20 protein-coding genes and 1 riboswitch are annotated in these 20277 nt (G+C 69.4%); of the genes, 10 read left to right on the top strand and 10 right to left on the bottom strand.

Translation table 11 applies throughout. The features are described from left to right. The first annotated feature begins 26 nt into the window (after window positions 1–26). From ectB to AB8M46_RS07915, 4 genes are all read left to right on the top strand, one after another. Window positions 27–1277 (top strand): diaminobutyrate--2-oxoglutarate transaminase, encoded by a 1251-nt coding sequence (ectB, locus tag AB8M46_RS07930; RefSeq protein ID WP_037335486.1) that lies wholly within the window; start codon window positions 27–29, stop codon window positions 1275–1277. 44 nt (window positions 1278–1321) lie between these two features. Then, window positions 1322–1711 (top strand): ectoine synthase, encoded by a 390-nt coding sequence (locus AB8M46_RS07925; RefSeq protein ID WP_007033454.1) that lies wholly within the window; start codon window positions 1322–1324, stop codon window positions 1709–1711. Between the two features lie 24 nt (window positions 1712–1735). Then, a complete protein-coding gene (thpD, locus tag AB8M46_RS07920; protein WP_037335490.1) occupies window positions 1736–2635 on the top strand; it encodes an ectoine hydroxylase in 900 nt (299 codons plus the stop codon). A 565-nt stretch (window positions 2636–3200) separates the two neighbouring features. Next, entirely contained in the window at window positions 3201–5990 is a 2790-nt protein-coding gene (locus AB8M46_RS07915; protein WP_378429455.1) for a BTAD domain-containing putative transcriptional regulator, read from the top strand. 279 nt (window positions 5991–6269) lie between these two features. Here the strand turns inward: AB8M46_RS07915 and AB8M46_RS07910 are convergent, their stop codons facing one another. The 6 genes from AB8M46_RS07910 to AB8M46_RS07885 all read right to left on the bottom strand — a co-directional run bounded on the left by AB8M46_RS07910 (window position 6270) and on the right by AB8M46_RS07885 (window position 10676). Beyond that, a complete protein-coding gene (locus AB8M46_RS07910) occupies window positions 6270–6920 on the bottom strand; it encodes a hypothetical protein (protein ID WP_037335494.1) in 651 nt (216 codons plus the stop codon). A gap of 161 nt (window positions 6921–7081) precedes the next feature. Further along, window positions 7082–7966: a hypothetical protein gene (locus AB8M46_RS07905; protein ID WP_037335497.1), complete on the bottom strand. Its 885-nt coding sequence runs from the start codon at window positions 7964–7966 to the stop codon at window positions 7082–7084. Beyond that, entirely contained in the window at window positions 7963–8439 is a 477-nt protein-coding gene (locus AB8M46_RS07900) for a DUF6932 family protein (RefSeq protein ID WP_037335500.1), read from the bottom strand. The genes AB8M46_RS07905 and AB8M46_RS07900 overlap by 4 nt, the downstream gene beginning before the upstream one ends. 91 nt (window positions 8440–8530) lie before the next feature. Then, entirely contained in the window at window positions 8531–8971 is a 441-nt protein-coding gene (locus AB8M46_RS07895; protein ID WP_394359949.1) for a hypothetical protein, read from the bottom strand. A gap of 7 nt (window positions 8972–8978) precedes the next feature. Beyond that, window positions 8979–9698 carry an OmpA family protein gene (locus AB8M46_RS07890; protein WP_394359948.1) on the bottom strand — a complete coding sequence of 240 codons (720 nt, stop codon included), beginning with the start codon at window positions 9696–9698 and terminating at the stop codon, window positions 8979–8981. Window positions 9699–9836: 138 nt separating this feature from the next. Further along, window positions 9837–10676: an SGNH/GDSL hydrolase family protein gene (locus AB8M46_RS07885; protein WP_063273051.1), complete on the bottom strand. Its 840-nt coding sequence runs from the start codon at window positions 10674–10676 to the stop codon at window positions 9837–9839. Between the two features lie 273 nt (window positions 10677–10949). Between AB8M46_RS07885 and AB8M46_RS07880 the strand changes: the two genes are divergently transcribed. Further along, the gene (locus AB8M46_RS07880) at window positions 10950–11633 is read left to right on the top strand and encodes a DUF3159 domain-containing protein (protein ID WP_037335511.1); all 684 of its coding nucleotides are present in this window, start codon (window positions 10950–10952) and stop codon (window positions 11631–11633) included. 108 nt (window positions 11634–11741) lie between these two features. Here AB8M46_RS07880 and AB8M46_RS07875 read toward each other — a convergent pair whose 3' ends face one another. Both AB8M46_RS07875 and AB8M46_RS07870 read right to left on the bottom strand, forming a co-directional pair. Beyond that, complete coding sequence (locus tag AB8M46_RS07875) at window positions 11742–12692, bottom strand: N-acetylglucosamine kinase (protein ID WP_037335514.1); 951 nt, start codon at window positions 12690–12692, stop codon at window positions 11742–11744. Continuing rightward, entirely contained in the window at window positions 12689–13732 is a 1044-nt protein-coding gene (locus AB8M46_RS07870) for an SIS domain-containing protein (RefSeq protein WP_037336305.1), read from the bottom strand. Before AB8M46_RS07870 ends, AB8M46_RS07875 begins: the two co-directional genes overlap by 4 nt. 140 nt (window positions 13733–13872) lie before the next feature. Between AB8M46_RS07870 and AB8M46_RS07865 the strand changes: the two genes are divergently transcribed. Both AB8M46_RS07865 and AB8M46_RS07860 read left to right on the top strand, forming a co-directional pair. Next, on the top strand, window positions 13873–14628 hold the full coding sequence (locus AB8M46_RS07865) for a GntR family transcriptional regulator (RefSeq protein ID WP_005160527.1): 756 nt from the start codon (window positions 13873–13875) through the stop codon (window positions 14626–14628). A gap of 92 nt (window positions 14629–14720) precedes the next feature. Beyond that, window positions 14721–16226, top strand: coding sequence for an MFS transporter (locus AB8M46_RS07860; RefSeq protein WP_378427165.1), 1506 nt, complete (start codon window positions 14721–14723; stop codon window positions 16224–16226). Between the two features lie 88 nt (window positions 16227–16314). Here the strand turns inward: AB8M46_RS07860 and AB8M46_RS07855 are convergent, their stop codons facing one another. Continuing rightward, entirely contained in the window at window positions 16315–17253 is a 939-nt protein-coding gene (locus AB8M46_RS07855; protein ID WP_394359947.1) for a threonine/serine dehydratase, read from the bottom strand. A 149-nt stretch (window positions 17254–17402) separates the two neighbouring features. Between AB8M46_RS07855 and AB8M46_RS07850 the strand changes: the two genes are divergently transcribed. Further along, on the top strand, window positions 17403–18116 hold the full coding sequence (locus tag AB8M46_RS07850) for a hypothetical protein (RefSeq protein WP_037335523.1): 714 nt from the start codon (window positions 17403–17405) through the stop codon (window positions 18114–18116). Window positions 18117–18205: 89 nt separating this feature from the next. Here AB8M46_RS07850 and thiE read toward each other — a convergent pair whose 3' ends face one another. Then, complete coding sequence (gene thiE, locus AB8M46_RS07845; RefSeq protein WP_394359946.1) at window positions 18206–18871, bottom strand: thiamine phosphate synthase; 666 nt, start codon at window positions 18869–18871, stop codon at window positions 18206–18208. A gap of 30 nt (window positions 18872–18901) precedes the next feature. Continuing rightward, window positions 18902–19009, top strand: a riboswitch (TPP riboswitch). On the opposite strand from thiE, the gene thiO reads away from it, so the two are divergent. Beyond that, on the top strand, window positions 19003–20076 hold the full coding sequence (thiO, locus tag AB8M46_RS07840) for a glycine oxidase ThiO (RefSeq protein ID WP_394359945.1): 1074 nt from the start codon (window positions 19003–19005) through the stop codon (window positions 20074–20076). (Overlaps the previous riboswitch by 7 nt.) Beyond that, window positions 20076–20276 carry a sulfur carrier protein ThiS gene (gene thiS, locus AB8M46_RS07835; RefSeq protein WP_394359944.1) on the top strand — a complete coding sequence of 67 codons (201 nt, stop codon included), beginning with the start codon at window positions 20076–20078 and terminating at the stop codon, window positions 20274–20276. Before thiO ends, thiS begins: the two co-directional genes overlap by 1 nt. Window position 20277: the final 1 nt, after the last annotated feature.

Here is a 20277-nt window from a genome sequence, read left to right as displayed (position 1 = left end):
GGGATCTCAGGGAGAAAGAAAACGTGATGAGCATTTTCGAGGAACTCGAATCCGAAGTACGCAGTTACAGCCGTGGCTGGCCCGTGGTGTTCGACCGGGCCCAGGGGAGCTACCTGTACGACGAAGACGGCAAGGCCTATCTCGACTTCTTCGCGGGCGCCGGCGCGCTCAACTACGGGCACAACAACCCGGCGCTGAAGCGGGCGCTGATCGACTACATCGCCCGTGACGGCGTGACGCACGCGCTCGACATGTTCACTGTGGCGAAGCGGGACTTCCTCCAGACGCTCCAGGAGAAGATCCTCCGGCCGCGCGATCTCGACTACAAGGTCGTGTTCCCCGGCCCCGGTGGCGCGAACGCCGTCGAGGCCGCGCTGAAGCTCGCCCGCAAGGTGACCGGCAAGGAATCGGTCATCAACTTCACCAACGCCTTCCACGGGATGACGCTGGGCGCCCTCTCGGTGACCGGCAACTCGATGAAGCGCGGCGGCGCGGGTGTCCCCCTGGTGCACGCCACCCCGATGCCGTACGACAACTACTTCGACGGCTCGATCCCGGACTTCCTCTACTTCGAGAAGCTGCTCGAAGACTCCGGCAGCGGCCTGAACGAGCCCGCCGCCGTGATCGTCGAAGGCGTGCAGGGCGAGGGCGGCATCAACGCCGCCCGTATCGAGTGGCTCAAGGCGCTGGACGACCTGTGCAAGAAGCACGGCATCCTGCTGATCCTCGACGACGTCCAGATGGGCTGCGGCCGCACCGGCCCGTTCTTCAGCTTCGAGGACGCGGGTATCAAACCCGACATCGTCTGCCTCTCGAAGTCCATCGGCGGCTACGGCATCCCGATGGCGCTGACGCTGATCCGCCCGGACCTCGACGTCTGGGAGCCGGGTGAGCACAACGGCACCTTCCGCGGCATCAGCCCGGCGTTCGTCACCGCGACCGAGGCGCTGCGCGTGTACTGGAGCGACGACGAGCTGGAGAAGTCGACGAAGGCGAAGGGCGAGCGCATCGCCGCCGCCTTCCAGGGCATCGTCGAGGCGTACCCGGACGCGAACCTGTTCGCGAAGGGCCGCGGCCTCGCCCGGGGCATCGAGTTCGCCAACGGCGACCTCGCGGGCAAGGTCTGCGCCGCCGCGTTCGAGCGCGGGCTGCTGATGGAGACCTCCGGGCCGGACGGAGAGGTCATGAAGGTCCTCCCGCCGCTCACGCTGACGGACGACGAGCTCACGAAGGGCCTCGCGATCATCGACGAGGCCGTCGCCGCCGTCCTCAACTGACCCGAACCGACCGCCCTCAACCAAGAACGAGAAGGAGTTTTCCGTTGCTTGTCAGAACACTCGACGAGGTCACCGACACCGACGCCGACATCAAGACCCCGAACTGGCGCAGCAAGCGCATCGTGCTGGCCAAGGAGGGCGTCGGCTTCTCGGTGCACGAGACCACGTTGTACGCCGGGACGGTCAACGACTTCTGGTACGCCAACCACATCGAAGCGGTGTTCATCACCTCCGGTGAAGGCGAGCTCGAAAACACCGCGACCGGCGAGGTCTTCCAGCTGAAGCCGGGCACGTTGTACCTGCTCAACGACCACGACAAGCACCAGGTCCGGCCCAAGACCGAGATCAAGTGCGTCTGCGTGTTCAACCCGCCCATCACCGGCCGTGAGGTCCACGACGAAAACGGCGTGTACCCGCTCGTCACCGAACCCTAGGAAACGCTCGAGGAGGCGACTGCATTGACGCTGACCGACACCCGAGTCGACGACAGTTACCCGACCCGCATCACGGGTAAGCCCGAACACCTGCCCAGGACGCACCCCACCGTCTGGGGCACCGAGGCCGACGGCCCCTTGGACGCGGCCACGCTCGCCAACCACGAAACGCGTGGTTACACCGTCGTCGACCAGTTGTTGTCGCCTGGCGAAGTCCAGACGTACTGGCAGGAACTCGTCAGGATGTCGTCGGGGGACCACCGCGACGACGAGCGCGTCATCACCGAGGCCAAGACCGGTGAGGTCCGCTCCATCTTCGACGTCCACGAGACCAGCGAGCTGATCGCGGAACTCGTCCGCGACCCGCGCGTGCTCGACCGGGCCCGGCAGATCCTCGGCTCCGAGGTGTACATCCACCAGAGCCGCGTGAACTACATGCCCGGCTTCAAGGGCACCGGGTTCTACTGGCACTCGGACTTCGAGACCTGGCACGCGGAGGACGGCATGCCCGTGCCCCGCGCGGTCAGCTGCTCCATCGCGCTCACCGACAACTACCCGTTCAACGGCGGGCTGATGGTGATGCCGGGCTCGCAGCGGACCTTCGTGCAGTGCGCCGGGGAAACCCCGGAGGACAACTACAAGAGTTCGCTGAAAGAGCAGCGGGTCGGCGTCCCGAGCGAGGAGGACATCACCTCGCTCGCCGCCGAATACGGGATCGACCAGTTCACCGGACAGGCCGGTTCCGCGCTCTGGTTCGATTCGAACGTGATGCACGGTTCCTCGAACAACATCACGCCGTACCCGAGGTCGAACATCTTCGTCGTGTTCAACAGCGTCGAGAACGCGCTGCAGAAGCCGTACGCCGCGATCGAACCGCGCCCGGCCTTCATCGCCGGCCGCGACTCGACCCCGCTGACGCGTTGACCCGTTTGACGAAACCGCAGGTCGCGAAGGCCATGACGGGGCGCTTGTAGCCGTCGGTGTGCGCCCTGTTACGTTGTCGCCACGTGAGCGGGCCAGTGGGCTCGCTCACGTAGGTGTTGTCGACGACCGAACGGGTTCTTCGCTCGGGGTGAGCCCACCCGGACGGACGTGGACGCCGATGTCCGATGTGGGTCGCGCCCCCAGGCGGCCCAAGTCGGACATCCCCCGGCTCCGTGCCATCAGATCGGGACTGATGGCACGGAGCCTTTTTCGTGCCGTTGAGTGGCACGCGTCGGTCCGTGAAGGCCTCCTTGAGGGACTCTGGGTCCCTCAAGGAGGCCTTCACGTACTTCAGGACATGAGCGCCGCCTCCACCGAAAGTCCATAGTGGACAGAAGCTCCCGTGGGGCATTTGTCCGTATCGAGTGGCCGTGAAGGCCTCCTTCCCTACCCTCAAAGTAGGGAAGGAGGCCTTCACGACCAGCCGCGTTCTGGTTGGCGGGCTCTTCGCGCGGTAGGTTGGCTACTCCGGTAAGGGGAGAGATCGGAGGGAGGGGGGCTTGTCATGGCCGAAAGCGGTTCCCCTGCCCGCTTCCAGCTCCTCGGTCCCGTGCGCCTCCTCGACGGCGACCGGCCCGTCCCCGTCGGCGGCCCCGGCGTCCGCGGGCTGCTCGCGCTGCTGGCGCTGAAGGTCAACAAGGTCGTCGCACTCGACGAGATCATCGACGCGCTCTGGGGCCACGATCCGCCCGCCACCGCCCGCACGATCGTCCACGGCAACGTCTCGCATCTGCGCCGCGTGCTCCGGGGCATCCAGGGTGATCACCCGGATGGCGCCCAGATCCGCACCACGCCGCCCGGCTACCAGCTCACCGTCGAGCCGGACCGGATCGACGTCCACCGCGCCCGGTCCCTGCTGGAACGGGCTTCGACGGAAGAGCCGGAGAAGGCGTCCGAACTGCTCGCCGAGGCCCTCGCCCTTTGGCAGGGGCCCGCGCTGGCCGGCGTGCCGAGTTCGGTCCGTGCTCCCGAGCTGGAGGATCTGCGGCTCGCCGTCCACGGCGCCAGGGTCGACGCGGATCTCGAACTCGGCAGGCACGCGGAACTGATCGTCGAGCTGAGCCCGCTGGTCCGGGCGAATCCGCTCGCCGAGCGCACCGCCGGTCAGCTGATGCGCGCGCTCTACCACGCCGGACGCCGCGGCGACGCGCTCGAGCTCTATCGCACGGTCTCCCGGGCGACCCTGCGCACCCTCGGGGTCGAACCTGGCGCGGACCTGCGCTGGCTGCACGAACGCGTCCTCAACGACGACCTGCCGGTCAAGGTCGTCGCCGAGCCGAAGCCCGAGGCGGGGCCCGTCCAGCAGCTGCCGCCCGCGGTGCCGAACCTCGCCGGGCGCGAGGCGGATCTGGCCTGGCTCGACGAACTCGCCGAGCGGGCCGAAGCGGGCGAGACCGCGGTCGGCGTGGTCACCGGCACCGCCGGGATCGGCAAGAGCAGCCTGGTGGTGTGGTGGGCGCATCGCGCGGCCCGTCGCTTCCCCGACGGCATCCTTTTCGCCGCGCTGCGCGGGTTCGATCCGCACCATCCGCCGCTGGAGCCCGCCGAGCTGCTCACCCAGTTCCTGCTCGGGCTCGGCGTCCCGGCCGAGGGCGTCCCAGAACAGGTCCACGAACGCGTGGCCCTCTACCGGTCGATGATCGCCGGCCGCCGGATGCTGGTCATCCTCGACAACGCCCGCTCCGCCGACCAGGTCCGGCCGTTGCTGCCGCCCGGTTCGCGGTCGATGACGCTGGTGACCAGCCGCTCCCGCCTCGACGGGCTCGCCGTGTCCAACGCCGCCAAACTGCGGGTGCTCGGCACGCTCGCGCCCGGTGACGCCGTCCGGTTGATCGAGGAACTCGCCGGGCCCGCAGGCTACGACCTCAACCACGCGCTCGCCCGGCTGTGCGGTTATCTCCCGCTGGCGCTGCGGATCGCGGGAGCCCGGCTCGCCGCCAGCGCGCAGTGGTCCGCGCAGGATCTCGTCGACGAGCTCGGCAACGAGCGGACCAGGCTGGCCGCGCTCGACGTCGAAGGTCCGGACGACGGGGTCCGCGCGGCGTTCGACGTCTCGTTCCGCGGTCTGCCCGCCGAGGTCGCGAACACGTTCCTGCGGCTCGGCGTCGTCCAATGCGTTTCGGCCGGTTCGCATCTGACGGCCGCGATCGGCGGGATCACCGTCGCCGAGGCGCGGCGGCATCTGCGGGTGCTCGCCGCGCACAACCTGCTCGCCGAAACCGGCCGCGATTCCTTCGTCCCGCACGATCTCGTCCGGCTGTTCCTGCGCGAACTGGCGGAGAACGAACTCGACGAGGCCGACCGGGAGGACGTCCTGTCGCGGTCGGTGCGGTTCTATCAGGCCGTCGCCGACCGGGCCCGCCGCAAGATGCTGCGGATCGTCGACCCCCTCGATTTCACCGCTGTGCTGACCGACGCGCAGACGCCGCCGATCGGTTCCTTCGACGAGGCGCAGGACTGGTTCACCGCGGAATGGGAGAACCTGCTCGAAGTCCTCGAAGCCGCCCGTGCCGCCGGACGGCACGACGACGTCTGGCGGCTGGCCAGGGTCGCGCACACCTATCGCGCGGTGTATCCGTTGCTGGACGAATGGACGCGGCTGGTCGGGATCGGGCTGGAGGCCGCCGAACGGTCCGGCGACGTCCTCGGCCAGTGCTGGATGCTGATCTCCCGGTGCGCCATCGCGCTCACCTTCGAGCTGCCGCAGGGCTGTCTCGCCGACGCCGAACGCGCGCTGGAACTCGCGAGCGCGATCGGCGACGACCGGCTGATGGTCTCGGCGAACATCCACCTCGGCTCCGCGCTGACGCTGCTCGGCCGGTACGACGACGCCATCGGGACGTTGCGGCGGGCGATCGAGGAGACCGAGCGGACCGGCGACCTCGAACTGCGCGGACAGGCGCTCAACAACTGCGCCGAGGCCGAAAAGCGGGCGGGGCGGTTCATCGAGGCGATCGGGCACCAGATCGCCTCGCTGGAGATCGACCGGACCCTCGGCGACGACAGCTACGTCGTCGTCTCGCTGAACAATCTGGCCGAATTGAGTATGCGGATCGGCGAACTCGCCGCGGCCGAACGGTACGTCTGGGAGGCCGTGGACCTGACGATCAGCAGGCGGTTCGTCCTCCAGGAGGGCGTACTGCGGCTGACCTTGGGCAGGGTGCTGCGGGCCGGGTCGGATGTGGACGGTGCCCGCGAACAGTTCGCGCTCGCGCTGAAGATCCTCGCGGACGTCAATCCGAAGCTCGCGGGAATGGTCCGTGCGGAACTCACCGACCTCGGCGAAAGTCCGTGAGTGATCCTTAGCGGATTCTTAGTGGCCTCGCCGCACACGCGCGTAGGGTCCGGTTCAGCGTCGATCGAGCCCTAGGGGAGGGGCATGCGGTAAGGATCGGCGCTCGGGCGGGCCCTTCGCGGGCCCGTCTGAAGAGCCGCCAGGAGCGGCTCGTGGCGGTCCGGCCGGTGGAGGTGGGGGCGATACCGGCCGGCCGCCAGGCGGCACCACCGCGTTTCGTCCTCTGAATGCGGTACTTGCACACGCAAGGACCGCATTCAGAGGACGAAACGTGTGGGGTCAGCGGGTGCCGGCGGTGCACAGGGCGATGGTCTGCCCCTTGTTCTCCGCGACCTTCTGGCCGTTGACCAGGATGGTGCAGGCGATCTGGTTGCTGACCGACGAGTTCCGGGTGTCCGCGGTGACGGTGAGCAGGTAGTCGCCCGAATTGAAGGACGCCGTGCCGCGCCATTCGTCGGTGCTGGCGGGGGTCGTCTCGGTTCGCTGGTCGTTGAGCGAGCCGAACCGGATGGTCGCGCCGCCCGAGGCGCTGACGATGAACTCGACGGTGTTCTTGTCCCCGGCGACGGCCGGGACGTGCAAGCCGGACTCGCCGGTGGCGAAGAAACTGGTGTAGACCAGTAACCCGCCGGCGGCCAGCAGACCCGCGACGGAAAGCGCGAGTCCCGCGATCCCCATTCCCTTCTTGTCCGCTTCGCCCTTCTTGATTTTGGTCAAACCGATCACGGAAAGAATCATTCCGATCACGGCGAGCGGCCAGGCGGCGATCCCGGCGACCGGGACGAAGGCGACCCCGAGCGCTGCCAAGCCGACCAGGAAACCTGCGATGACCAGGCCGTTCTTGGGCTTGCGGTGCCGTGTTCCGTGCGCGGCGAACCCCGGGCCGTAGCGGGTGGCGGGTGGGTGCGGGAGAGGTGGATCGGTCGGCATACGTGCCCTTTCGGAGGCTTCCGTCCGAAGACGTTAACCCATCGTTCGGGGCAATGGCCGAAATTGTTACCTGCCGGAAAAAGTCATCATTCAACGATGATCAAGCGGTCATCGACATTTTCTGACGAGAATTGTGGCATCGCCGAATGTCGGAAACCCGATCACTGATCGAACAGGCTGACTTCCGGGGTGATCTCCAGCAGTTCGTGCACCGGGCGGCCGCGGCGGCCGTCGATGGTCGTGGTGCGCACGACGCGCAACCGCGCGGTCACCGGCCGGTCCAGGTTCTCCTTGATCTCGTCGAGCAGATCCGGCGCCACCGCGCCCTGGATCGTGCCGCCCGATTCGCGTTCGAGATAGAAGATCCGGCGCCGGGTGCGGACCCCGTCGAGCCTGCCGCTGACCGTTTCGTAGCCGACGGCCTCGCGTGACTCGCGCAGGCTCCCGGACAGGATCCTCGCCTGCTCGGTGGTCATGCTGCGGGTCAGTTCGTCGCCGGACGTCGGGGTCAGCGCCATCCCGATCCCGGCGTGTTTGCTGACCGCGTTGACGATGTCGCTGACCGCGTTGCGGACGGTGTCGCGCTGCAGCAGCACCGCGTCCAGCGCGCCGTCGTCGGAGCCGTTGGCGGGCAGGAAGTCGCACAGTTCCTTGACCGCGCGTTCGGACAGCGACTCGATCCCGTCGTGGATCAGCGCGTCGTCGAGCGCCGGTTCGGGGAAGCCGAAGAAGATCGCGTTCCCCGCCTGGCCGCGCTGGATCAGCGGGGCCTTTTCCCGGTCCGCGGGCTGGACGAAGGTCACCTCGCCCGACGGATTGCGGATGATGTGCCCGATCTTCGCCGTCGCGTCCTGCAACGCGCGGCTGATGTCGGAAAAGGTGTACGCGTCCAGATGCGATTCGCCGATCACGGACACGCGGAGCAGCGGCGAGCGCGACGTCCGCTCGAACTTCGCGTACGCGGCCATCGCCGACGCGCGGGCGAGGTCGTCGAGCCAGGTGCCGCCGGGGATCTCGTCGGCGATACGCCGGAATTCGTTCCTCACCAGATCACTTCCGGAATTCCCCTGCCACCCGATGCCCAGACTTCTTCCCAGATCTCCTCGTCGCCGGGGCGGCAGAGGAAACCGTCGAGCATGCCGCCGACGGGCTGGACCTGGTCGAGATACATCGCGGGCTGGCCGACGATGACCCCGCGCAAGGTCAGCAGTCCGTACAGCGCCGAGCGGCCCGCGTCGTCGAGCCGTTTGAGCGCGCCCCATTCGTCCGGGATCAGCACCACGTCGAGCCCGAGCGGCGCGTGCGGGGTCCTGGCGGTCAGATCGCCGCCGATCCACGCGCGACCGGTCGGCATGATCCGCCGGGCGACGCCCAGGTAGCTGTTCAGCGCGCTGAACAGGATTTCACGGTCGTTCTGGTGTGGCGCGTCGAAGACCAGCCGCTCGTAGACATCGGCCAGATCGGCGGGATGGCGGCCAGGAGGCAGCAGGTTGTGCGGCGTCCAATAGGGGAGCGCCAATCGGAGCCTCCTTCGTGTGCCGGAGCTCCCGATCGAAGAAACGTACCCGGCGTCCCGCTCACAGTGCGTAGCCGAATTTACCAGGCGAGTGTCAGCCGCCCTGCCCCGGCCGGTGCTCGGGCGCCTGCCTGGCGGGCGGCCAGTCCTCGTCGCTCGGCCAGACCGGTTCGGGTTCGTGCGCGCCCTCGCCGTTGCGGGCGGCCGGTTCCGGCCGCTGCGGGTGGTAGGCCCGCACCGGTTCCGGGATCAGCTGACCCTCGCGGTGGCCTTCCGCCTCCTGGTCGTACGGCTCGTCGTCGTCCTGGATCCGCGCGGGCGGGAGGAACTGCGTCCGTTCGGTGGAAAGCAGTTCGGGCACGGGTTCGGGATCCGGTTCGTGCTCGACCGGGAATCCCCGCGCCGGCTCCTGGGCCACCGGTTCCGTGGCAGGCCGTTCACGTCGTTCGCCGCGCATCAGCAGCCAGGTGACACCGCAGCCGAGGGCGAACGAGATGAGCAGCCAGAGCCAGATCTGCCCGAAGAGCCAGAGCATCAGGCCATCACCTCTGTTCCGCCGTGATGTCGACGCGGCGGCCCTCGCCGCTCGCGCCGTCGGAGTTCTTGCGCTGGGGGGAGTACACCTGGTCGCGTTTGACCCCGTTGCGCTCCAGCAGCCGCTCCACCGTGAGCGCCCGGTTCAGCGCGAGCTTCCGGTCCGAACCGGTCGCGACCGACCCGGTGATCCGGAACTTCAGGTCGCGGGGCGCGTCCGTGAGCAGCTTCGCGATCTCCAGCGCGCCGCGTTCGCCGTCCGGGGTGAGGTCGGTGGTGTCCGGTTCGAAGGTGATCGGCGTGGCCGCGAGCAGACGGTCGATCTCGGCCTGGAACCCGGCCTTGTCCGTCGGCTTGGCCGAGGTCGGCGTCGGGCTGGGCGAAGGGCTCGGCGGAGTTGTCGGAGCCGGGGGCTCGCCGCTGGTCGTCACCGGGCCCGCGGGCGGTGCGGTGTCGCCGGAGATCTCGACCGTCCGGACCCCGTCGATCCGCTGGATGGCGTCGATGGCCTGCGCGGCCTTGTCCGGTGGGAATCCGGAGAGGCTCGCGTCGCGGCCGGAGAAGCTCACTTGCCCGCCGGAGACGCCGACGTCGGCGAGCGCGGCCTTCGCGCGCGCACCCAGCTCGGCCTCGATGTCGTCCGAGGCCGACCAGACGGTGATCGCCGTCAAGGCGAGCGTGACCAGCAGCGCTGTAGGCAGCAAGCGGCTCCAGCGTGTACCGGGCATAAAGGGACTGTAAGCCGCACTCGGCGTAGGTGCATCGGACGAACAGGACATGACCCGTTCGGGTGATGTGAGTCGAAGGGGCCCTTCACCGCTCCATCTGATGCGGTGAAGGGCCCCTTCGAGGCGCCGGAACGCGGCTCAGCTCGCGTGGTGGTGGATCTCCCGCAGATCCTTGGCGGGCAGGGTCACGGTCCCCGACTCGATCTGCTCCAGCGGGAGCAGCGGCGCGAGCTCAGGGCGCTTCGGGGACAGGCCGTCGCCCATGGACTCGCCCTTGAGCTGACGCCGGATCCACGGCAGCAGATGCGCCTTCGTCCATTCGAGATCCGAACGGCGCGACGTGATCCAGGTACTCGGCTGCTCGGACGCCGGCCACGGCTCGCGCCAGTCGTCGGCGACCGGGACGCCGAGGACCTCGGCCGCGCGCAGCGCGATCCGCCGGTGGGCCTCGGGGGTGAAGTGCAGCCGGTCGTCGCTCCAGGCGCGGCGGTCGTGCAGCGGGGCCATCGCCCACATGTCGACCATCTTGGCGCCGTGCCGGTCGGCGATCGCCCACAGATGCGCGTTGTAGATGCCGACCTTCCCCCGCAGGACGTGCATCACGGACAGGTACTTGGTGTCCGGCCCGTTGAAGATGAGCACCGGGATCCCGGCCTCGCGCAGCTTGGCGACCCCCGCCTCCAGCCGCGCGGCGACGGCGTCCACGTCCGCGCCGGGCACGATGATGTCGTTGCCGCCCGCGCACAGGGTGACCAGGTCGGGCTTCACCTCGAGGGCGATGGGCAGCTGCTCTTCGAGGATCTCGTCGAGCATCTTCCCGCGGAGGGCGAGGTTCGCGTACTGGAAGTCGGGCCTGCCTTCGGCGAGGATCTCCGCCAGCCTGTCCGCCCAGCCCCGGAAGGTGCCGTCGGGCAAGTCGTCGTTGAGTCCTTCGGTGAAGCTGTCACCTATCGCCACATAGCTGTCGAATCCGTACACGTTGGGTCCCCTTCCGTCCGTGTGCCCCCGGTTGGTACTTGTACACCACAACTAACAGCTGAGAGCGCCCCTGCAATCCCGCCTGGCCGAAACCCGTGGTTCAGCCCGTTGACACAGTCTCTTATTTTGTCGGACGTCCATGCATCTCCATTACCGGGATGTACACTCCTGGGCTGCGGAGATTCCCCTCAAGTGGGCGTAAACCGGACAGGGTGTGTGGCGAACGTCTCCCCGCCCGGGTGTTCGGGCTCAGAGATCCGGCAGGCTGTAAGGGTGACCTCACGACCCCCGCGCGAGTCGCTCGCCCAGATCCTCGGCGGGCGGCGTGGCGCCATCGACGCGAGCATCCCGCCCGCGGCCTTCGTCCTGGGCTGGCTGATCGCCGGCCAGTCGATCGCCTGGGGCTCCGGCGTGGCCATCGGGGTGGCGGTGCTGCTCGGCGGGTACCGGGTCGCGCGGGGCGACAAGGCCCGCGCGGTCGTGGTGAGCCTCGCCGCGGTGATCGCCGCCGCGCTGATCGCGCTGCACACCGGCCGCGCCGAAGACTTCTTCCTCATCCAGCTGCTGTCCAATGTGGCCAGCGCGCTGCTGTGGGCGGCCAGCATTGTGGTCCGGTGGCCGTTGCTCGGCGTCGTGGTCGGGCTCGTCATCGGGCAGAAGACCCGCTGGCGCCGTGATCCCGCGCTGCTGCGCGCGTATTCACGGGCGAGCTGGGTGTGGGTCTTCCTCCAGTACACGCTGCGGGTGGCCGTGTACGGCTCGCTGTGGTGGAGCGGGCAGGTGGTCGCGCTCGGCATCGCGCGGACGGTGCTGTCCTGGCCGCTGGTCGCGGTGACGGTCGCCGTCAGCGGCTGGGTGCTGTACCGCGCGCTGCCGCCGGACCATCCCGGTCTGCGGGTGGTGGAGGAGAACGGGGATCCCTCGGATTCCGAGCCCGGTGGGCTGCCCAGGACATAAGGCGGCCCCCGGCGAGGGGGGAGGGTCCGGGGGCCGGGTCCTACGGTACCCGGAGTTCGGCCCCGGAGTCGATGGTTTGGTCTTTTCGGGCTTGTTTCGGGTGTTTTTTCACCGGGGTGCCGGCCGCGGCGCCCCTTCCCCATAGGCGTCGACGGCGGCGAGCCATGCGGCACCGAGTACCCCATCGGTGCTGGTCAGGACTTCGAGACCGGCGAGTTCGGCGCGGACCTTCGCGCCGACCGGGCCCTCCGGCGACAGCACGCCGCCCACCAGGACGATCGGCGTCGTCTCCCCGGGATCCCGCGCGGTCATGACGTTCGTCACCAGCAGGGCGGCCGCGCGGGTGGTGATCTCGTCCGCCGCCGGGTCGCCTTCGCGGTAGGCCTCGCTGACGAACGGGGCGAACCTGGCGAGCCGGATCGGCGCTTCGGCGTTGGCGCTCGTGATGAGCGCGCGCCAGAGCGGGGTCCGGTCGCTCCCCGGGTCCACTGCGGACGGTCCGAGCGCTTCGGTGAGCACGGCGCGCGCGAGCGGACCGGGTTCGCCGCCGCGGCCGAGAACATCCAAAGTGGAACGAACGGCTTCACGGCCGAGCCAGTACGCCGAACCTTCGTCACCGAGCAACCAGCCGTAGCCGCCGACGGTGGATACCATGCGCCTGCCGCGGATCCGGCCGGCGATCGACCCGGTTCCCGCGACGAGGACCGAACCGTCGGGCGAAGAGGTCGCAGACGCGTAGGCGACCTCCGGGTCGGGAACCGTCCGCACCGGACCGATCCCCGCGTCCTTCCAGGCGGCTTCGAAGATCTCCGCGATCGACGGATCGCTCAGTTTGCTGACGCCCGCCATGCCGACGACGCACGCCGCCGTCGCGGCCGGGTCGAGTCCGCCCAGCGCGCCGGTGATCGCGCTCGCGATCCGCGACGCGGCCGTGTGCGGGGGATGGGAGTTGGGGTTCGCCCCGCCCGCGCGCCCGGTGCCGAGGACGGCGCCGGAGGCGTCGACGACGATCGCTCGCGTCGACGTGCCTCCGGCGTCCACACCTACGACGTGACTCACCGGGTCTTGGTCACCTTGAGCAGCCCGCGGGGGCTGTCCGGGTCACCGCCGCGCGCCAGCGAAAGGCCGAGCGCGATCCGCTGGATGGGCAGGATCTCCAGGATCGGGGCGACCTCTTCGGCGGACGGCGCGACGCCGATCCGCAGCGCCGCGGGGACGTCGGCCGAAGCCGAACCGACCGCGAGCACGTCCGCGCCGCGTTTGCCGACGGCCTCGAGGACCTCCTGCATCGCGCCCACACCGTGGCCCTGGCTCGTCACGGCCAGCACGGCGGTCTCGCCGTCGACCGCGGCGACCGGACCGTGCAACAGGTCCGCGCCGCTGTACGCGCGGGCGGCGAGGTAGCTGGTTTCCGCCAGCTTCAAGGAACCTTCCAGCGCCGAGGCGTAGGAGTAGCCGCGGCCGGTGGTGAGCACCCGGTCGACGAAGCGGTAGCGGTCCACCGCGCGCTGTACGCCTTCGACGGAGCCGTCGAGGGTCTGCTGCGCGAGCTCGCCCAGCTTCTCCGCGTCCTCGCCCTTGCCGCCGCGGACCGCGTCGATCAGAAGGTAAAGCGACAGCAAGGTGGCCGAGTAGGTCTTGGTGGCGGCCACGGCCTTTTCCAGCCCCGCGCCGATGTCGACACCGAGTTCGGCGGCGGCGCGCAGCGGCGATTCCGGGGTGTTGGTGACCGAGACGGTCAGCGCTCCCTGGCGACGCGCGGTTTCGGTGACCTCGATGAGATCCGGAGAACCACCGCTTTGGCTTACTGTGATGAAGAGAACGTCCCGCAGATCGGGACGGGCGCCGTACAAAGTCGCGGTGGAGGGCGAAACGAGACCGCAGGGGAGACCGAGGAGTACTTCGATCAGGTACTTCGCATACAGGGCGGCGTGGTCGCTGGAGCCCCGGGCGGCGAGCAGTGCGAACCTGGGCGGGCGCTTGGAGATGGCTTCGGCCACCTCGGCGATTTCGGCCTGTCGCTCCACGATTCCTGCCAGAATGGCGGGTTGCTGGGAGATCTCCGCGGCCATGTGCTCGCCGGGGCGCTGTTCGGTCATCTCGTTCCCTTCCACCGGGACGTACTTCGTCCCCCGAGTAGGTCTAGACCAATGCTAGCCCGAATGGACGTTTGTGGAGAAGGGTACGTTTCCTAGCGGGGACGGTGCGCGTTCGAGTGGGAAGGCTTAGGGAGTCGGTCATGTTGGAGACAACCACCGCGAGTGAGGCGGGCGCTACGGCAGGGATGCGCGGACAGCGCGAACCCAAGTACTGGGCGCTGAAACAGCATCTGCTCGATCTTCTCGACGCGTTGCCCCCGGGCTCGCCGATTCCGACGGAACGGGCACTGGCGGGGGAATTCACCGTTTCGCGCACCACGGTCCGGCAGGCGCTCGCCGACCTCACCGCCGAGGGCAGGCTCCACCGCGTGCAGGGCAAGGGCACCTTCGCCGCCGAACCGAAACTCGCGCAGCGCCTGCAGTTGTCGTCCTACACCGAGGACATGCGCAAGCAAGGCCTCAAGCCTTCCTCCAAGCTCCTGGAGATCGACGAACTGCCCGTCGAAGCGGATCTGGCGAAACTGCTCGGAATCCGGGTGGGCGCGAAGATCCTTCGCCTTCGCCGTCTCCGGCTCGCCGATTCGCAGCCGATGGCGTTGGAGACCACGCATCTCCCACTCGGCCGGTTCCGCGGTTTGCGCAAACACGTTTCCGCAGGTGGCTCCCTGTACGCCGTGTTGAGGGAGCACTACGGAGTCGAGCTCGAAAGGGCCGAGGAAACGATCGAGACCGCCCTCGCCGGACCGCACGAGGCGGAGATGCTCGGCGCCGACGTCGGAATGCCGATGTTGCTCCTTTCGAGGCATTCCTTCGCCACCGACGGAAAACCGGTCGAGTTCGCCAGGGCGATCTACCGGGGTGACCGTTACAAGTTCGTCACGACACTACTTCCCTGACGAGTCAGGTAATTCCGGGAAAGATCGCTTTCCCGGAATTCACGCCGATTTCCCGGTGGCCGGGTTACCGATCGTCGTGATTCAGTCATCCCATGACTGACACGGCGGCGGGAATCCGATGGGGGACGCCGGTGGCGCGCGGCGTACTCGCCACGACCATCGTCGGCTCGGGTATGGCGATGCTCGACGGGACGATCATCAACGTCGCGCTCCCGAGGATCGGCGAAGAACTCGAAGCGTCCGTCGCGGGCCTGCAATGGATCCTCGACGGCTATCTGCTCGCGCTCGCCGCGCTGATCCTCGTCGCCGGATCACTCGGCGACCGCTACGGCCGCCGTCGCATGTTCCTCGTCGGCGTCGTCTGGTTCGGTGTCGCCTCCGGACTGTGCGCCGCCGCGACGACCACCGAGATGCTCGTCGCGACCCGGATCCTCCAAGGGATCGGGGGAGCTTTGCTCACGCCCGGCTCCCTCGCCATCCTCCAAGCGTCCTTCGCCCATGACGACCGGGCCCGCGCGATCGGCGCCTGGTCCGGGCTCGGCGGTATCGCGGCGGCGATCGGCCCGCTGCTCGGCGGCGTCCTCGTGCAGGTGTGGTCGTGGCGGCTGGCGTTCCTGATCAACCTGCCGCTGGCCGCCGTCTGCGTCCTGCTCGCCCGGCGCTACGTGCCCGAGTCCCGCGACGAGGAGGCGACCGGGCATCCCGACTTCCTGGCCGCCGCCGTCGGCGCGATCGGTCTCGCCGGTCTCACCGGCGCGCTCGTGGAGGCGCCCGGGCGCGGTATCGGTGACGTCGTCGTCCTGGTGGCGATCGTGCTCGGCGTCGCCGGGCTGGCGGCGTTCCTGGTGATCCAGCACCGCTCCGCCGATCCGCTGGTGCCGCCGAAACTGTTCCGCGACCGGACGTTCAGCCTCGCCAACGCGCTGACCTTCGTCGTCTACGCGGCGCTCGGCGGCGTGATGATGCTGATGGTCATGCAGCTCCAGGTGTCGCTGGGCTATTCGCCGACCGCGGCCGGGCTCGCCGGGCTGCCGATCACCGTCATCATGCTGCTGTTCTCCGGCCGGTCCGGCGCGCTCGCGCAGAAGATCGGGCCGCGGACGCAACTGGTCGTCGGCCCGATCCTGGTCGGCGTGGGCATGCTCCTGCTGATGCGGGTCGGGCCGGGATCTTCGTACCTGGGATCGGTGCTGCCCGCCGTCGTCGTGTTCGGCGCCGGGCTGGCGACGGTCGTCGCGCCGGTGACCGCGACGGTGCTCGCCGCCGCGCCGGACCGGTACGCCGGCGTCGCCTCCGGGGTCAACAACGCCATCGCCCGGTCCGGCGGTCTGCTCGCGATCGCCGTCCTGCCCGCCGTCGCCGGGCTTTCCGGCGCCGCGTACACCGATCCGGTCGCGCTGACCGCGGGCTGGCGGACGGCGTTGCTGGTGTGCGCGGCGCTGGCGATCGGCGGCGGGTTGATCGCGCTCGGCATCCACAACGGTGTCCTCGACACCCCTTCGGGCGAGGACGCCGACGAGTCACCGCATCCGGGCGAATGTCTCCATTGCGGGGTCGACTCGCCTCCGACGCACGTCCGCCCCGGCGGTCACGCGTGATCAGACGGACGACACGCGTGACTGGACGGACGTCACGAGTGTCGTCCACTCAATCACGCGTGTCGTCCATCTGGACACGTGTGTCGTCCTAAGCGAGGAGGTCGGCGAGGGTGGCCGGGTCCAGGTTGCCGCCCGAAACGACCGAAACGACCTTGCCCGGCGGCAGCGCTTCGCGGTGGGAGAGGAACGCGGCGGTCGCGGTGGCCCCGCTCGGCTCGGCGACCAGCCGCGCGCGGTGCGCCAGCGTCCGGACGGCGTCCCGGATCTCCTCCTCCGAAACGGTGATGACGTCGTCGAGCACCGACTGGAGGTGCGCGAAGGTCAGGTCCGACGGCTGGGCGCGCAGGCCGTCGGCGCTGGTCCGCGCCCGCAGGTCCATCGGCCACTCGATGCGCCTGCCCGCGCGCAGGCCCTCGGCGGTGTCGGCGGCCAGCTCCGGCTCGACGCCGATGACCTTCGCGTCCGGCAGCAGCGCCTTGATCGCCGTGCCGACGCCCGAGGCCAGCCCGCCGCCGCTCAGCGGGACGAGGACGACGCCGGCGTCAGGCAGGTCTTCGGCGATCTCCAGGCCGACGGTGCCCTGTCCGGCGATGACGTCACGGTGGTCGAACGGCGGGATCATGGTGAGCCCACGTTCCTCGGCGACGGCGAGCGCGGAAGACTCCTGGGCGTCGATCGGGACCTCGATGACTTCGGCGCCGAGCGCCTTGGTGGCCTCGACCTTGGCGCGCGGGGCGACGTCCGGAACGAGGATCACCGAGGGAATCCCGAATCGCTTCGCCGAGTAGGCGACCGCTTGCGCGTGGTTGCCGCTGGAAAACGCGACGACGCCGCGGGAGCGCTGATCTTCGGTCAGCGCGGCGATCGCGTTGTAGGCGCCGCGCACCTTGAAAGCGCCGATCGGCTGAAGGCTTTCCGGTTTGAGCCACAACGGCGCCCACCCTTGTGCCAGCAGGGGTGTGTGCACCGCGACGCCTTTGACACGGCTCGCCGCGTCGCGGATTTCCTCGATCGATACCAGATCCATACGGCCGATTATGTCAAGGAGTTGTGAACCGTGGACAGTCCTTTTTGGACAGACGGCGTGGCGCTCCTCACGTGCGGACAACGAAGGGAGCATCCCGCGCGCCTTATTCGTTAGGACGGGTGAGGACCGACTAGCAGCAGAACGGGATCATGACCAAGGAGAGCACGGAGAAGACCGAAAAGACGGAAAAGCAGGGCCGGATCATCCAGGTGACGGCGGCGGCGATGGCCGCGATCACCGCGGCACTGCTGGGTTCCACGCTCGGCGTGGCCGGGACGGTCGCGGGCGCCGGGCTGGCGAGTGTGATCACGACGCTCGGCGGCGAGCTGTACCTGCGTTCGCTTCAGCGGACGAAGGACGCGGCGCTGAAGGCGCGAGTGGTGCTGACCGTGCCGGGGCGGCGCCGGGTGCTCGACCCGGGCGAAGAAGAGACCGTCCGGTTGAAACCGTCCGAGGACGAAGAGGAACCCACGGGCCGGAAGTTCAAACCACGCTGGGCGGTGATCGCCGGGGTCAGCGTGGTGGCGTTCGCGGTGGCGCTCGTCGCGATCACCGGCTTCGAGGGCGCGACCGGGAAGACCTTCGGCGGCGGCACCGGGACGACCATAGGGAAGATCATCGGCGGCGGGCAGGCCAAGGAGCCGCAGGACAAGCACGACACCCCGCCCGCGACGTCCCCTTCGGAGACGAAGGACGACCGGCCCGAGACGACGCCGACGAACACTCCGCCCCCTTCGACGGCACCCACCACCACGCAGGCGCCTCCGACGACGCCGACAGCGCCGTCCACCACGCCTTCGACCTCTCAGGCACCGTCGACGACGCCGTCGGCCCCGCCCGCCTCGAACACCCCCGTGCCCTGACCCTTCCTCGTCCCCGCGTTTAGTCCTCTGAATGCGGTAGTTCGTATCGCCGACTACCGCATCCAGAGGACTAAATGCATGGGAGGGGGTCAGGGGAGGGCGGAGCGAAGCGTGCGAGCGGCCGCTTCGGGGTCTTCGGCCTCGGTGATCGCCCGGACGACGACGATCCGCGACGCGCCCGCGGCCAGCACCTCGGGCAGGCGCTCGGTGTCGATCCCGCCGATCGCGAACCACGGCCGCGTCGTCCCGGACGCGGCCGTCGAGCGCACCAGGTCGAGTCCCGGCGCGGACCGGCCCGGTTTCGTCGGCGTCGGCCAGCACGGGCCGGTGCAGAAGTAGTCGACGCCGGGCTCCCCGGCGGCGGCCGCGGCCTGTTCGGCCGAATGGGTGGACCGGCCGATCACCACGTCCTCCCCCAGCACGCGGCGCGCCAGCGACACCGGGATGTCGTCCTGACCCAGGTGCAGCACGTGCGCGCCGACGGCGAGCGCGACGTCCGCGCGATCGTTCACCGCCAGCAGCTTGTCGTGCTTTTCGCACGCCTCGGCCAGCACTTCGAGGGCGGCGATCTCGTGTTTCGCCTCGATCGGGGCACCGCCGGTCTTGTCCCGCAGCTGGATGATGTCGACCCCGCCGGCCAGCGCCGCGTCGGCGAATTCGGCGAGATCGCCGCGGCCGCGGCGGGCGTCGGTGCAGAGGTACAGGCGGGCGTCCGCGAGCCGGGCGCGGATCGGCGAACCAGACAGGGTGGGCATGGCGGCGACGGTACTCGCGCGCTACGGTGTGGTGGTCCGCACGGGAGCCCGAGGACGGGCTGAGAGGGAGCCGGGACCGCTCCGACCGTGGAACCTGATCCGGGTCATGCCGGCGCAGGGAGCGTGATTCCATGAAGGAACTTTCGGTTGTCGGCGGCGGGGTCATCGGCCTCGCGATCGCTTGGCGTGCGTCCGCGCGCGGTCGTCGCGTCACCGTGTACGACCCGGATCCGGGACGAGGCGCGTCGTGGCTCGCGGGCGGCATGCTCGCCCCGGTCACCGAGGCCTGGCCCGGCGAGGAGGACGTGCTCACCCTCGGTGAGGCGTCGCTGCGGCGCTGGCCGGATTTCGCCCGTGACCTGGCGGAAGAGGGCGTCGATCCGGGCCTTTCACCGCACGGCACACTCGTCGTCGCGCTGGACAGCGCCGACGCGGGCAACCTCGAAATGCTGGCCGCGTACCTCACCGAACTCGGCCGCGAGGTCGGGCAGCTGACCGGGCGCGAAGCCCGCCGCGCCGAGCCCGGTCTCGCCGGAACAGTCCGAAGTGGACTCCTGGTACCCGGGGATCTGGCCGTGGACAACAGAAAGCTGCTGCACGCGCTCAAACACGCGTGCGACGCGCACGGCGTAGAGTTCCGCCACGAGACGGTCACCGGGCTCGAAGACCTCGACGGCGACGTCGTCCTCGCAGCGGGCGCCTGGACCGGACGCCTGCACCCCGCGCTCGACGGCGCGGTCCGCCCGTTGAAGGGCGAGATCCTCCGCCTGCGGCCGCGACGGGGCTGCCTGCCGCCGCCGAAGCGGACCGTCCGCGCGATGGTCGAGGGCCGCCCGATCTACCTCGTCCCGCGCGACGACGGGCAGCTCGTACTCGGCGCGACCCAGTACGAGGCCGGTTTCGACGAGACCGTCACCGTCCGAGGCGTGCGTGAGCTGCTCGAAGGCGCGGAGCGCGTCTTCCCGGGCCTGACCGAATACGAACTCGTCGAGACGGCTGCCGGGCTTCGCGCGGCGAGCGTCGACACGATGCCTTTCATCGGTGAGCTGGGCGAAGGCGTCTTCGCCGCGACAGGTCACCATCGCAACGGTCTCCTGATGGCCCCAGTCACCGCGGACGCCGCGGTCGCCTGGCTGGACGGACGGCCGTTGCCGGACGAGGTCGCGGCGGCCACGCCGTCGCGGCGAAGCGAGGAGCGGGTGTGATGGAGATCCAGGTCAACGGCCAGTGGCGCGAATTCCCCGACGGGACCACCGTCGAGGGGGTGCTGGAGGCGCTGGGCACGGCGACGCGGGGAGTCGCGGTCGCGGTGGACGGCGTGGTCGTCCGGCGGGGCGACTGGCCGGAATCGGTGGTGCGCAAGGGCGCCAGCATCGACATCCTCACCGCTGTGCAAGGAGGCTGAC

Source organism: Amycolatopsis sp. SB7-3, from assembly GCF_041021335.1.
GTDB lineage: Bacteria > Actinomycetota > Actinomycetes > Mycobacteriales > Pseudonocardiaceae > Amycolatopsis > Amycolatopsis japonica.
The sequence above is the reverse complement of the archived record's forward strand: the minus strand, read 5'-3'. Positions and strand labels throughout refer to the sequence as shown.

Excerpts from the sequence above, each read along its gene's own strand:
- ectB (WP_037335486.1), top strand. The coding sequence starts at position 27 with ATGAGCATTTTCGAGGAACTCGAATCCGAAGTACGCAGTTACAGCCGT.
- AB8M46_RS07915 (WP_378429455.1), top strand. The coding sequence starts at position 3,201 with ATGGCCGAAAGCGGTTCCCCTGCCCGCTTCCAGCTCCTCGGTCCCGTG.
- AB8M46_RS07910 (WP_037335494.1), bottom strand. The coding sequence starts at position 6,920 with ATGCCGACCGATCCACCTCTCCCGCACCCACCCGCCACCCGCTACGGC.
- AB8M46_RS07895 (WP_394359949.1), bottom strand. The coding sequence starts at position 8,971 with ATGCTCTGGCTCTTCGGGCAGATCTGGCTCTGGCTGCTCATCTCGTTC.
- AB8M46_RS07890 (WP_394359948.1), bottom strand. The coding sequence starts at position 9,698 with ATGCCCGGTACACGCTGGAGCCGCTTGCTGCCTACAGCGCTGCTGGTC.
- AB8M46_RS07870 (WP_037336305.1), bottom strand. The coding sequence starts at position 13,732 with ATGACCGAACAGCGCCCCGGCGAGCACATGGCCGCGGAGATCTCCCAG.
- AB8M46_RS07865 (WP_005160527.1), top strand. The coding sequence starts at position 13,873 with ATGTTGGAGACAACCACCGCGAGTGAGGCGGGCGCTACGGCAGGGATG.
- AB8M46_RS07860 (WP_378427165.1), top strand. The coding sequence starts at position 14,721 with ATGACTGACACGGCGGCGGGAATCCGATGGGGGACGCCGGTGGCGCGC.
- AB8M46_RS07855 (WP_394359947.1), bottom strand. The coding sequence starts at position 17,253 with ATGGATCTGGTATCGATCGAGGAAATCCGCGACGCGGCGAGCCGTGTC.
- AB8M46_RS07850 (WP_037335523.1), top strand. The coding sequence starts at position 17,403 with ATGACCAAGGAGAGCACGGAGAAGACCGAAAAGACGGAAAAGCAGGGC.
- thiE (WP_394359946.1), bottom strand. The coding sequence starts at position 18,871 with ATGCCCACCCTGTCTGGTTCGCCGATCCGCGCCCGGCTCGCGGACGCC.
- thiO (WP_394359945.1), top strand. The coding sequence starts at position 19,003 with ATGAAGGAACTTTCGGTTGTCGGCGGCGGGGTCATCGGCCTCGCGATC.
- thiS (WP_394359944.1), top strand. The coding sequence starts at position 20,076 with ATGGAGATCCAGGTCAACGGCCAGTGGCGCGAATTCCCCGACGGGACC.